At 70.6% G+C, this 13,007-nt stretch carries 11 protein-coding genes; 7 read left to right on the top strand and 4 right to left on the bottom strand.

The genetic code is table 11. The features are described from left to right. Positions 1-24 precede the first annotated feature (24 nt). On the bottom strand, positions 25-306 hold the full coding sequence (locus tag OHN74_RS10820; RefSeq protein ID WP_164314487.1) for an Lrp/AsnC family transcriptional regulator: 282 nt from the start codon (positions 304-306) through the stop codon (positions 25-27). Continuing rightward, positions 303-1,058: a rhomboid family intramembrane serine protease gene (locus tag OHN74_RS10815; RefSeq protein WP_327694333.1), complete on the bottom strand. Its 756-nt coding sequence runs from the start codon at positions 1,056-1,058 to the stop codon at positions 303-305. The genes OHN74_RS10820 and OHN74_RS10815 overlap by 4 nt, the downstream gene beginning before the upstream one ends. A 159-nt stretch (positions 1,059-1,217) precedes the next feature. On the opposite strand from OHN74_RS10815, the gene OHN74_RS10810 reads away from it, so the two are divergent. From OHN74_RS10810 to OHN74_RS10790, 5 genes are all read left to right on the top strand, one after another. Next, complete coding sequence (locus OHN74_RS10810) at positions 1,218-1,457, top strand: hypothetical protein (RefSeq protein WP_164314491.1); 240 nt, start codon at positions 1,218-1,220, stop codon at positions 1,455-1,457. A gap of 39 nt (positions 1,458-1,496) precedes the next feature. Next, entirely contained in the window at positions 1,497-2,846 is a 1,350-nt protein-coding gene (locus tag OHN74_RS10805; protein WP_327694332.1) for an NYN domain-containing protein, read from the top strand. A gap of 244 nt (positions 2,847-3,090) precedes the next feature. Further along, positions 3,091-4,125 carry a C40 family peptidase gene (locus tag OHN74_RS10800; protein ID WP_327694331.1) on the top strand — a complete coding sequence of 345 codons (1,035 nt, stop codon included), beginning with the start codon at positions 3,091-3,093 and terminating at the stop codon, positions 4,123-4,125. A 256-nt stretch (positions 4,126-4,381) separates the two neighbouring features. Then, positions 4,382-5,410, top strand: a complete 1,029-nt coding sequence (locus OHN74_RS10795) for a C40 family peptidase (protein WP_327694330.1) — start codon at positions 4,382-4,384, stop codon at positions 5,408-5,410. Positions 5,411-5,459: 49 nt separating this feature from the next. Beyond that, positions 5,460-6,674, top strand: coding sequence for a hypothetical protein (locus OHN74_RS10790; protein ID WP_327694329.1), 1,215 nt, complete (start codon positions 5,460-5,462; stop codon positions 6,672-6,674). On the opposite strand, the gene OHN74_RS10785 is transcribed toward OHN74_RS10790, so the two are convergent. After that, positions 6,662-7,903: a glycosyltransferase family 87 protein gene (locus OHN74_RS10785; RefSeq protein ID WP_327694328.1), complete on the bottom strand. Its 1,242-nt coding sequence runs from the start codon at positions 7,901-7,903 to the stop codon at positions 6,662-6,664. The two genes, OHN74_RS10790 and OHN74_RS10785, sit on opposite strands and share 13 nt — an antisense overlap. Before the next feature lie 169 nt (positions 7,904-8,072). Here OHN74_RS10785 and OHN74_RS10780 point away from each other — a divergent pair, with 169 nt between their 5' ends. Continuing rightward, positions 8,073-9,215, top strand: coding sequence for a glycosyltransferase family 4 protein (locus tag OHN74_RS10780; RefSeq protein ID WP_327694327.1), 1,143 nt, complete (start codon positions 8,073-8,075; stop codon positions 9,213-9,215). Positions 9,216-9,361: 146 nt separating this feature from the next. Continuing rightward, positions 9,362-10,948 (top strand): GMC oxidoreductase, encoded by a 1,587-nt coding sequence (locus OHN74_RS10775; RefSeq protein WP_327694326.1) that lies wholly within the window; start codon positions 9,362-9,364, stop codon positions 10,946-10,948. 37 nt (positions 10,949-10,985) lie between these two features. On the opposite strand, the gene OHN74_RS10770 is transcribed toward OHN74_RS10775, so the two are convergent. Continuing rightward, the gene (locus OHN74_RS10770) at positions 10,986-12,782 is read right to left on the bottom strand and encodes an AMP-dependent synthetase/ligase (protein WP_327694325.1); all 1,797 of its coding nucleotides are present in this window, start codon (positions 12,780-12,782) and stop codon (positions 10,986-10,988) included. Between the last annotated feature and the right edge of the window lie 225 nt (positions 12,783-13,007).

The following is a 13,007-nucleotide window of genomic DNA, read 5'->3' as shown; positions in this document are numbered from 1 at the left end:
AAGCGCCGGACGGGCTGTACGTCCTCAGCTGTCCAGGCCGATCGCGAACGCCGCCTCCAGGTCGTGCTGGGAGTACGTGCGGAACGCCACGTGGGTGTCCGTCGCCTCCACGCCCGGGATCTTGCTGATGCTGCCGGGGATGATCTCCGCCAGGTCCTCGTGGGCCTTGACGCGGACCATCGCGATCAGGTCGTACGTGCCGGTGACGGAGAAGACCTCGCTCACGCTGTCCAGCGCGGCGATCGACTCCGCGATCTCGGGGATCCGGTCCACGCTGGTCTTGATGAGCACGATCGCGGTGATCACGGCTGGTTCTCTCCCTCGGTGGCCGTCGCTGGGGCGGGCCTCACTCTAGTCGTACGGCGATATCGCACCCACGCGTAGGCGAAGCCCAGCCCGAACCCCACCACGTGCGCCAGATAGGCCACCCCGGGCCCGGCGGACGCCCGGCCCGCCGCCACCCACTGGAGGGCCGCCCAGAAGGGCAGGGTCAGCCAGGCCGGGAAGCGCAGGGGGAGGAAGAAGAGGAACGGGAAGAGGCTCGTGACGCGGGCACCGGGGAACAGGTACAGGAACGCGCCCAGGATCGCCGAGATCGCGCCGGACGCCCCCACCAGTGTCTGCTGCGAGCCGGCGTTGGCGGCGGCGTACCCCAGCAGGGCCAGGTAGCCGCAGCCCAGGTAGAAGAGGGCGAACTCCAGGTGGCCGAGGCGTTCCTCCGTCATCGCGCCGAAGACGTAGAGGAAGAGCATGTTGCCCAGCAGGTGGACCCAGCTGCCGTGCACGAACAGTGCCGTGGCAGGGGTGAGCGTGGCCCGCGGGGCGCCGGTGAAGAGGTCGGCGGGGACCACGCCCCAGCGGCGGAAGTAGGCCCGCTGGGCGGCCAGCAGGGCGTCCCCGGTGCCGTACCCGGGGTTCAGGCCCGAGGCGGGGCCGATGACGAAGAGCAGACAGCACACGGCGATCAGCCCGTACGTCACCGGCGCCGACTGGGCGCGAATCGACCTGTGGACCGATCTGTGGGCCGCCGTACGCCACTTTTCGAACTCGCCGATCATGGACACAGAGCATGACGTAACGGGACCGAACAGCGCAGACCGCCTCGCCGCTGTGGACGGACGGGCGGTGGGTACCCGCCAGGCCTTAGGGTTACGAGCCACATGCTCCAGGGAAACTGGTGCAGCACGGATACTAGAAGGAAAGCGAACATATCCACGATGACGGTTCCCCTGCCTACCGACTCGACCCGGTGGCGCTGTGCTCTCTGCGGCAACCTCACGCGTTTCGACGTGACCCGCTCCTCCAAGGTGGTGGAGTACGTGCACCTCGACCTGGCCGGAGACCCGAAGGTGGAGGAGCGCGAGGTGGTCAGTGAGACCATCGAGTCGGTGCGCTGTCGTTGGTGCAACGCCGTGGATCAGGTGGAACTCGTGGACAGGCCGGGTGCCGGCTCCTGACGGGAGCGGGCCCCGCACCGGAACTGGTTGGGGTGACGGATGGTGGAGACCACAGGCGGGGAGCCGGGCGACGGCGCCGCCGAGGTGCTCGACCGCCCGCTGCCCGACGGCGTGCGCAGGCGCGTCGTACAGATCGTCTCGGACGGGTTCGGCGGGCTCACCGTGGCCGAACTGCCCGCCCAGTTGCGGCAGTACGCGCGGTTCGCGCCCAATCGGCGGGCCAAGTTCGCAGGCAATGCCATGGCTGCCGCCTTGGAGACCGACACGCTGTTCCGGCAGCGCATCGGGGAGAAGCTCAGGGAGGCCCAGCCGGAGCTGACCGGGGCTCTGGACACCGGTTCGCCGCCCCCGGCCGCCGATCCGCTGGACGTGGCCGCCGCGGCCTATGTGCTGCGCCCCACGGGCTGGGTGAAGCTCGTCACCGCGGCCGGCGAGGAGGCGCAGCGCGCCGACGCCGAGCGGGCCGACGACGAGAGCCGGGCCGAACTGGAGCGGCTGCGCGCGGAGTTGACCGCCGCCCGCGACCACACCCGTACCGAGACCGAGCGGTTGCGTACGGAGCTGGAGTCGGCGAAGAAGGAGGCCGAATCGCTCCACCGCAAGCTGCGTGCCGCCCTCAGTGACGTCAAGCGCGGCGAGGCGGCCCTGCGCAAGGTGCACGCCGAGCTGGACACCGTGCGCACCGAGGGGCACACCCAGGTCTCCGCGTCCGAGAGCGAGGCGCGACGGCTCAAGGGGCGGCTGGGCGAGGTCGAGGCCGCGCTGGAGGCCAGCAGACGCGCAGCCCGGGAGGGGCGCAGCGTCGAGGACATGCGTGTAAGGCTGCTGCTGGACACCGTGCTCGAAGCGGCGCAGGGGCTGCGGCGGGAGCTGGCGCTGCCGCCGGTGTCGGTGCGGCCGGCCGAGACCGTGGACGCGGTCGAGCCGGGGCGGATGACACCGAAGGACATCGCCGCCCGGGCGCTGTCCGAGAACGATCCGGCGATTCTCGACCAGCTGCTCGCGCTTCCGCAGGCGCATCTGGTCGTCGACGGCTACAACGTGACGAAGACCGGCTATCCGCAGATGCCGTTGGAGAAACAGCGGCTGCGGCTGCTGGGGCAACTGTCGCAGCTCGCCGCGCAGACCGGGGCCGAGGTGACCTGTGTCTTCGACGGGGCCGAGCTGGCCGCCCCGGTGCTGCTTGCGCCGCCGCGCGGGGTGCGGGTGCTGTTCTCGAAGGCCGGTGTCACCGCCGACGAGTTGATCCGGCAGCTGGTGCGCGCGGAGCCGGCCGGCCGGCCGGTCATCGTCGTGTCGACGGACCGCGAGGTGGCCGACGGGATCGCCAAGGCGGGTGCCCGGCCGGTGGCTTCGGTGGTGCTGCTCAAGCGGTTCTCGCGCGGCTGACCACCGCCGACCATGGTCGGCAACATACGGGCGCAATGACCGAATTGGCGGAAGTGTCACGCAACGTAGCGTCAATCGAGCATTGCTGTATGTGTGTTGTGTGTAAAAAATGCGATGAGTGACAAACATTTTTCGCGTCAGGATTTGAACTGATCACAAGAAGGTCACTAGGGTCATGCCTCGAACCTCCGCTCGGGTGATCGCTCAAAGGGAGTGACGGCGGGAGAAGAAGGAGTTCGCCTCCGTGGCGTCCCATCGTCGACCGAAGCAACCGAGCCGCACCCGCGTGACCGTGCTCACCACCGCCGCGGCTGCCGCCGTGGCCCTCAGCGCCAATGCCGCCAACGCAGCGCCGAGCGAGAAGCCGAGCAAGGACGAGGTCAAGGCCAAGGTCGACAAGCTCTACGAGCAGGCGGAGCAGGCCACCGAGAAGCTCAACGGGGCCGAGGAGAAGCAGGACCGGCTGGAGAAGGAGATCTCCACCCTCCAGGACAACGTCGCCCGCGGCCAGGAAGAGCTCAACGAGCTGCGCGACGGCCTCGGACTCGCCGCCGCAGCCCAGTACCGCACCGGCAGCATCGACCCCTCCGTGCAGCTCTTCCTCTCCGCCGACCCGGACGACTACCTCGACAAGGCGTCCACGATGGACCAGCTGAGCGCTCAGCAGGTCGAGTCGCTCAAGAAGGTCCAGGAGAAGCAGCGCTCACTCGCCCAGCAGCGCTCCGAGGCCGGCGAGAAGCTCCAGGACCTCGCGGACACCCGCACGGAGCTGGCCAAGAAGAAGAAGGAAGTCCAGGGCAGGCTCGCCGAGGCGCAGAAGCTCCTCAACTCCATGACCGCGGCGGAGAAGGCGGCCCTCGCCGCCGCCGACGCCCGCGCCAGCCGGGCCAGCGCGCGCACCGCCCTCGACGGTTCGGAGGCGCCCGTCACGGGCCGCGCCGGTTCCGCGTACGCCGCCGCCCAGAGCGTGATCGGCTCGCCGTACGTCTACGGCGCCTCGGGTCCCGGCTCGTTCGACTGCTCGGGCCTCACCTCCTGGGCGTTCGCCCAGGCCGGAATCCAGATACCCCGGACCTCGCAGGAGCAGGCCAACGCCGGTACGCGCATCTACTCGCAGAGCGATCTGCAGGTCGGCGACCTGGTCATCTTCTACAGCGACCACCACCACGTCGGCTTCTACGCCGGCAACGGCCAGGTCCTGCACGCGCCGCGCAGCGGCACGGTCGTCCGGTACGAGTCGATCGACAACATGCCGTTCCAGTTCGGCGTACGGATCTGATCCGTTCTTCGACGGATCGGATCGTCGTACTCCTTCCGGGTCTGTTCAAGATCAGGACACGTTGACGCCCGAACGGGCGAATCGCGACACCGTCCGCTGACCCCGCGCCCCGCCGATGACCTGCGTCATAGGCGGGGCGTCACCGTGTGTGCCCGCCGAGGTCTTTGGCCCGCACGTAGTCGCACGGCTACTGTCTGGCGCGCCCCCAACACCGGGGGAGCACATGCGTCCGCCAGCGGAAGGAGTGCGGCTTCTCGTGGGGTTCCATCGCCGCCTTGCACCGTCCGGGTTCGACCGGGGAGTCAGCGCCGCAGGCGCCGCCCTCACCGTGTTGTCCGCCGCAGCCGCGGCTCTCGGCGCCGCCGTGCCGTCGGCCACCGCCGCGCCGACCGACCACACCCGGGCCGAGGTGGACCGGCTCTACGCGGCGGCCGAGAAGGCCACCGAGTCCTACAACCGGGCCGACGAACGCTCCGACGCGCTGCGCGAGCAGGTGACCCGGGCGCAGGACCGGATCGCCCGGCAGCAACTGCGCATCAACACCATGCGGGAGGCGCTCGGTTCGCTCGCGGGCGCCCAGTACCGGGCCGGGGGCCTGGATCCCTCGCTGGCGCTGCTGTTCTCCGACGACCCGGACGAGTACCTGGAGAAGGCCGCCGCGCTCGACCGGATCAACCTCCACCAAGCCGGTGAGCTCAGGGAACTCCAGGCGGCCATGCGGGAACTCGCCCAGGAACGCACGGAGGCCACGGGCAAGCTCGCCGAGCTCGACCGGAGCCGCAAGGCGGTCGCCGCGCACAAGCGGACCGTCGAACAGAAGCTGGCGAAGGCGCGGGCACTGCTCAACTCGCTGCCGTCCGCCGACCGGGCCGCCTACGACCGGGCCTCCCGGTCCGACCGCGCCGACCTGCCCGACCCCGGCAACGCCGCCGCGCCGAGCGCCCGTGCGGCAGCGGCCGTCGCCGCGGCCCGGGCGGCGCTCGGCAGTCCGTACGTCTGGGGCTCCAACGGCCCCTCCGGCTTCGACTGTTCGGGCCTGATGCAGTGGTCGTACGCGAAGGCCGGGGTCTCCCTGCCGCGCACCTCGCAGGCCCAGCGGTACGCCGGGCAGCAGGTCCCGCTCTCCCAGGCCCAGCCCGGCGACCTGGTCACCTACCGGTCCGATGCCAGCCATGTCGGGATGTACGTGGGCAACGGCCAGGTGATCCACGCCCCCTACCCGGGCGCGCCGGTGCGCTACGACCCGGTGGGCATGATGCCCGTCTCGTCGGTCACCAGGGTCTGAACGTCCGGTGCGTCCCCTTTCCTGACAATCGGCCCGTACGATCGTCGGCGTGGCTGGTCGACGGCGTGCGTGGGGTGGGTGGCGGGTCCGGGGCGTGGCGCTCTGGCTGCTGCTCGGCGCGCTCGTCTCCCTCGTCGCGTGCGGCGGCGGCCGGTCGGCGACCGACACCGCCTCCGTCGACGTACAGCGGCTGCTGGACCGGCGGGCCGCGGCCGTCCTCGCCGGCGACGCACCGGCGTACGCGCGGACCGGTGCGCCGGCGGAGTTCACGCGGCTGCGCGCGCTCCCGCTGGCGGCCTGGTCGTACCGCCTGATCGCCCTGCACGGCACCGACGGCGACGAGGCCACCGCCGACGTGGAGCTGAGCTACCGCGTCGACGGCATCGACAAGGCACCCGTGAAGGCCGGGCGCAGGCTGAGCCTCACCGGGCGGGACGACGGCCGGTGGTACGTCGACAAGGACGAGCCCGCGCGGAAGACGGGCCAGCAGCTGTGGGACCAGGGGACCGTGCAGGCCGTACGCGGGACGCACAGTGTCGTCCTGGGGGTCGGGCAGTCACCGGAGTCCCTGCGCCGGTACGCGGGCCTCGCCGACCGGGCAGTGCCCGCCGTGACGGACGCGTGGGGCGGGTCGTGGACGAAGCGGGTCGTGGTCCTCGTACCGAAGTCGCTGGACGGGATGGCGGGGCTGCTCGGGTCGCCGGCCTCCGCGTACCGGGGGATCGCGGCCGTCACGACCGGGGAGGTCGGAGGGTCGGCGAAGGCGCCCGCGGACCGGATCATCGTCAACCCCGAGGCGTACGGCGTGCTCGGCGACTTCGGCAAGCAGGTCGTGCTCACCCACGAGACCACACATGTGGCGACCCGTACCGCGACCACGGCGGCCACGCCCCTCTGGCTCTCCGAGGGGTACGCGGACTGGGTCGGCTACCGGTCAACCGGCCGTACGGCGGTCCAGGCGGCGCCCGAACTGGCCCGGGCCGTGGCCGCGGGTGAGGTGCCGACCGCGCTTCCCGAGGACAAGGACTTCGGCTTCGGCGGGGACGCGGCGAAGCTGGCCCAGGCGTACGAGGGCGGCTGGCTGGCGTGCCGGATGGTCGCCGACCGGTGGGGCGAGGTGCGGCTCGACGAGTTCTACCGGGCCGTGGGGGCGCACGGGGAGCGGGCGGGGGCCGTCGAGGGGGCCCTGGGGAAGGTGCTGGGGACGACGCCCGCGGAGTTCACGGCGCTGTGGCGGGAGTATCTCCGCGATCAGCTCGGCTGAGTCTGTTTGGCGCGGGTGGCCTGATCGGGCAGCGGCGGGAGCTGGGCCCGGGGCGGGGCCGTCGTGCGCCACAGCTCCAGGGCCGCCGTGAGGGCCGCGACGACCAGAAGGCCGTTGCGGGTGAACAGGAGGGCCATGCCGTACGCGTCACTGGCGACCACGTGGCCGAAGCCGATCGGGAACTCCAGGACGGTCACCAGGCAGGCGACGACGACCAGGGAGGCGGGCAGGGTCATCCGGCCGGCCCGGAAGCTGAGGCAGACGGCGGCGAGGCCGACCAGCCACACCATGTACTGCGGGCTGATCACCCGGCTGGTCACCGTGAACAGCAGCACCGCCACGAAGGCCGCGTCGGCGAGGGTGTGCGGCAGGAAGCGGGTGGCGCGCAGCCGCCACAGCAGCAGCCAGCCGAAGGCGGCCACAGTCAGTAGCAGTGCCACCGTGCTCACCGTCCGCACGAACGGGCCCAGGAACTCGATGGAGCCGTAGTTCAGCGCCACCCGGCCCTCCCAGCCGAAGTGCCGGCCGACATGGAGGACGAGGGCGCCCAGCGACTCCACCTCGGTGCCCCGGTCGCCCTGGAAGGTCAGGAAGGCGAAGGCGCCGGGCATGGACACCGCGAACAGCGACGTCAGCGCGGCCACGGTGACGGCCGCCGAGGCCCACGCACGCCGCCGTACGGCCCCCACCAGCAGCAGGGCGGGCCAGACCTTCAGCAGTGCCCCGAAGCCCGCCAGGGCGCCCATCAGGCGCGGATGCCGGGCCCCGGCGAGCAGGGCGGCCACCGCCACGGCGGTCACCATCACGTCGTACCGGGCGTACACGGTCGGGCCCAGCAGTGGCACGCCCACCACCCACACCCAGGCGCCCCGCAGCGTCCGGCCGGGCCGCACGCCCGTGTACAGGAGGAGGAACAGGACGGCCAGGTCGGCGAGGAAGGCCAGGACGAAGAAGGCCGTCGCGTAGCCCAGGAAGGGCAGGGCGGCGGGGGAGAGGATCGCGAGGGCGGCGGCGGGCGGGTACTGCCAGGTGACGTCGGCCAGCGGGAAGGTGCCGTCGCGCAGCACCTCGTACCAGCCGTGGTAGGTCACCGACACGTCGCTCGTGACGTCCGGGCCCGGGAAGACGAACACCTTGAACACGAACAGCAGCAGGAGCAGCCGGGTCAGCCCCCAGGTGCCCAGCAGTGCCACGGGGAGCCGCAGCCGCCCTCCGCCCGCGATGTCCACGTGACTCCCTGTCCGTTCCTCGTGGCCGACTTCTGGTGGCTGATTCCTTGCGCGTCAGCCGATGCGCGGCCATGGTCTCCCGCTCGGCTGTGCGAATGCCAGCAAACGGGGCCGGACACCTGTGAGGGTTCTGGGAGGGTGTGGGAAGGGGTTCGGTAGGGTCGGCGGCGTGCACAAGACCCTGATCGTGACGAACGACTTCCCGCCCCGTCCGGGGGGTATCCAGGCCTTCCTGCACAACATGGCGCTGCGGCTCGACCCCGACCGGGTCGTCGTCTACGCCTCCACCTGGAAGCGGGGTCCCGAGGGTGCCCGGGCCACGGCCGACTTCGACGCCGAGCAGCCCTTCACCGTCGTACGGGACCGGACGACGATGCTGCTGCCGACGCCGGCGGTCACCGGGCGGGCCGTCGGGCTCCTGCGTGAACACGGGTGCACGTCGGTGTGGTTCGGGGCGGCGGCGCCGCTCGGGCTGATGGCGCCGGCCCTGCGGAAGGCGGGCGCCGAGCGGCTGGTGGCGACGACCCACGGGCACGAGGCCGGGTGGGCGCAGCTGCCGGCGGCGCGTCAACTGCTGCGCAGGATCGGCGAGTCGACGGACACGATCACCTACCTGGGCGAGTACACGCGGTCGCGGATCGCCGCCGCGCTGAGTCCGGGGGCGGCCCGGCGGATGGCCCAACTGCCGCCCGGGGTCGACGAGAAGACCTTCCACCCGGAGTCGGGGGGCGCGGCGGTCCGCGCCCGGCTCGGGCTCACCGACCGGCCCGTGGTGGTGTGTGTCTCGCGGCTGGTCCCGCGCAAGGGGCAGGACACGCTGATCCTGGCGATGCCCCGCATCCTGGCGGTCGAGCCGGAGACGGTCCTGCTGATCGTCGGCGGCGGGCCCTACGCGCGCGAGCTGCGCAAGCTCGCGCACGAGACCGGCGTCGCCGACTCGGTCCGCTTCACCGGGCCGGTGCCCTGGGCCGAGCTGCCCGCCCACTACGGCGCCGGTGACGTCTTCGCGATGCCGTGCCGGACGCGCCGGGGCGGCCTGGACGTCGAGGGGCTCGGGATCGTGTACCTGGAGGCGTCCGCGACGGGGCTGCCGGTGGTCGCCGGTGACTCCGGGGGCGCGCCGGACGCCGTCCTGGACGGCGAGACCGGCTGGGTGGTGCGCGGCACCTCCGTGGAGGAGGCCGCCGACCGGATCACCGTGCTGCTGGGCGATGCCGAGCTGCGCGCCCGGATGGGGGAGCGGGGAAGGGCCTGGGTCGAGGAGAAATGGCGCTGGGACCTGCTGGCGGAGAAGCTGAAGACGCTGCTGTGACGGCAAACGTTCTTCGCTTTTGAACTTGTGCAGGTACGCACCTACTAGGCGGAATCCAATATTCCGCCGATGCTGCGCCCATGACAGAAAAGCTGATACACCGTCAGTTGATGCAGCATCAGCTGACGAGACGTCAAATATTGGGCATGGCCGCCTTCCAGACGGCCGCCGCCCTCGGATTCACCCGCGTCGGCCTCCAGTCCGCCCAGGCCGTCGAACCCGCCGCCGTCGAGTCCGCACCCGCGATCGTCATCGGCTCCGGATACGGCGGCGCGGTCGCCGCCCTCCGCCTCGGCCAGGCCGGCATCCGCACCCTCGTCATCGAGATGGGCCGCCTCTGGAACACGGCGGGCCCCGACGGCAAGATCTTCTGTTCCACCGCCGCCCCCGACAAGCGCTCGATGTGGTTCAAGACCCGCACCGAGGCACCCCTCGCCAGCTTCCTGTGGCTGGACGTCGTCAACAAGGACATCACCCCCTACCCCGGCGCCCTGGACCGCGTGCACTACAACGACATGTCCGTGTTCCTCGGCCGCGGGGTCGGCGGCGGCTCGCTGGTCAACGGCAGCATGGCCGTCACCCCGCTCCAGTCGTACTTCGCCGAGCAGTTCCCCGGCGTCAACGCCACCGAGATGTACGGCACCTACTTCCCGCGGGCCCGCGCGATGCTCGGCGTCAACAGCGTCGACCCCGCCTGGTTCGAGTCCACGGAGTGGTACCGCTTCACCCGGATCTCCCGCAAGCACGCGGAGAAGACCGGTCTGAGGACCACCTTCGTACCGAGCGTCTACGACTTCGACTACATGCAGCGCGAGGCGGCCGGCACGGCGACCAGGTCCGCGCTCGGGCAGGAGGTCATCTACGGCAACAACTACGGCAAGCGCAGCCTCGACAAGACGTACCTCGCCTCGGCGCTGGGCACCGGCAACGTCACCATCACCACCATGGAGCGGGTCAGGGCGATCACCCGGGCCGCCGACGGGACGTACGTCCTGACCGCCGACCGGATCGACGACACCGGCGCGGTCGTCCAGACCAAGCAGTACGGGTGCACCTATCTGTTCCTCGGCGGCGGCAGCATCGGAACCACCGAACTCCTCGTCCGGGCCCGGGAGACGGGCACGCTGCCCGCGCTCGACGCCAGTGTCGGCACCGGCTGGGGGACCAACGGCAACGTGATGCTCGGGCGCGCCAACCACCTGTGGGACACGGTCGGGGCGAACCAGTCGACGATGCCGGTCATGGGCATCGACGACTGGGCCAACACCGACAACCCGGTCTTCGCCGAGATCGCCCCGCTGCCGACGGGGTTGGAGCACTGGGTGAGTCTCTATCTGGCGATCACCAAGAACCCGCAGCGGGCCTCGTTCACCTACGACGCGGCCACGGACTCGGCGCGGCTCGGCTGGAGCGCGGCCCAGAGTGCGGTGTCCGTGGCCATGGCCAAGAAGCTGTTCGACCGGATCAACGCCGCCAACTCCACCATCTACCGGTACGACCTGTTCGGCACCGGCAACAAGGTGTTCGCCGACGACTTCACCTACCACCCGCTGGGCGGCTGCGTGTTGGGCAAGGCGACCGACAACTACGGGCGAGTGAAGGGGTATTCGAAGCTGTACATCACCGACGGCTCGCTGGTGCCCGGCTCGATCGGGGTGAACCCGTTCGTGACGATCACCGCGCTCGCGGAACGGACGATGGCGCGGGTCCTCGCCGAGGACACCGCGCCATGACCCGACTCCGGTACCGACTCAGGTACCAACTCCTGTACTAACTCTGGTAGATAGCCTCGATCTCGTCCGCGTAGTCCTTCGCCACCACATTGCGCTTGAGCTTCAGGGACGGCGTCAGGTGGCCCGACTCCTCGGTGAACTGGGAGGCCAGAATGCGGAACTTCCGCACCGATTCCGCTTTCGACACCGCGGCGTTGCCGTCGTCGACCGCGCCCTGGATCGCCGCGAGGAGATCCGGGTCATGGGCGAGCGACGCCGCGGTGGACCCGGTCGGCTTGCCGTGCTCGTCGGCCCAACGGCCCAGGAACTCCTCGTCGATGGTGACCAGCGCGCCCACGAACGGCCGCCCGTCGCCCACCACCATGCACTCCCCGACCAGCGCGTGCGCGCGGATACGGTCCTCGATCACGGCCGGCGCGACGTTCTTGCCGCCCGCCGTGACGATGATCTCCTTCTTGCGGCCGGTGATACGGAGGTAGCCGTCCTCGTCGAGGGTGCCGATGTCACCGGTGTGGAACCAGCCGTCGGCCAGCGCCTCCTCGGTCGCCTCGGGGTTGTTCCAGTACTCCTTGAACAGGTGCTCGCCGTGCAGCAGCACCTCGCCGTCGTCGGCGATGCGCACCACCGAGCCGGGCAGCGGCTGGCCGACCGTGCCGATCTTCTGCCGGTCCCAGGGGTTGAACGCGGTGGCGGCACAGGACTCGGTGAGGCCGTAGCCCTCCAGCACCGTGAAGCCGATCCCGCGGAAGAAGTGCCCGAGCCGCTCACCGAGCGGGGCGCCCCCGGAGATGGCGTACTCGCCCTTGCCGCCGAGGACGTTCCGCAGCTTGCTGTAGACCAGTCGGTCGAAGACCTTGTGCTTGAACTTCAGGCCGACCGACGGGCCGGACGGCTCGTCCAGCGCCCGGCTGTACGCGATGGCCGTGTCCGCCGCCTTGTCGAAGATCTTGCCCTTGCCGTCCGCCTGCGCCTTGGCACGCGCCGAGTTGTAGACCTTCTCGAAGACCCGCGGCACACCGAGGATCAACGTCGGCCGGAACGCGGCCAGTTCGTCGGTGAGGTTCTTGATGTCCGGGACGGTGCCCAGCTTGATCGGCGCCATCATCGGCGCGATCTGCACAAGCCGCCCGAAGACGTGCGCGAGCGGGAGGAAGAGGAGGACCGAGCACTCACCGGTCCGGAACAGGGGCCGCAGTCGCTCGACGACGTTCCCGCACTCGGCGAAGAAGCTGCGGTGCGTGAGCACACAGCCCTTGGGCCGGCCGGTCGTACCGCTCGTGTACACGATGGTCGCCGGGTCGTCGGCCTTCGTCCGCGCACCGCGTTCCTCGACGGCCGCGTCGCTGACGTCCTCGCCCGCCCGCCCCAGCTTCTCCACGGCGCCCGCGTCGATCTGCCAGACGTGCTCCAGCTCGGGCAGCCGGTCGCGCACCGACTCGACGGCGGCCGCGTGGCCGTCCAGTTCCACGATGATCGCGGTGGCCCCCGAGTCACTGAGGATCCACTGCACCTGCTCGGCGGAGCTGGTCTCGTACACGGGTACGGTCACCGCGCCCGCGCACCAGATCGCGAAGTCGAACAGGGTCCACTCGTACCGTGTACGGGACATCAGGGCGACCCGGTCGCCCTGCGCGACCCCGGAGGCGATGAGGCCCTTCGCTGCGGCGTGCACCTCGGCGAGGAAGGTCGTGGCCGTCACGTCCTGCCAGGCGCCGTCCACCTTGCGGGCGATGACGGCGACATCCGGATGCTGCGCGGCGTTTCGACGGACGATGTCGGTCAGATTTCCGTCCGCGGGGACCTCGTACAAAGCCGGAAGGCTGAACTCGCGCAAGACTGCTGCTCCTCATAGGGCGCCGGCGCCACGACGTTGTGCGATGCGACGGTGCGGTCCATGGCTCGGGCAAGTACTCAGGGGTCTCGTAGTTGAAATCCTGAGCACGACTGGACTGCCCGGACGTTACCCGCCGGTATGGCTCCTAGGACAGGGGGGTCGGCGAGATGTTCGCGGCGTCACACGGGTTGGTGTCTTTTACGCACAGTAGTGCACGGTTTTCTT

Origin of the sequence: Streptomyces sp. NBC_00459 (genome assembly GCF_036013955.1) — a bacterium.
Classification (GTDB): domain Bacteria; phylum Actinomycetota; class Actinomycetes; order Streptomycetales; family Streptomycetaceae; genus Streptomyces.
The sequence above is the reverse complement of the archived record's forward strand: the minus strand, read 5'-3'. Positions and strand labels throughout refer to the sequence as shown.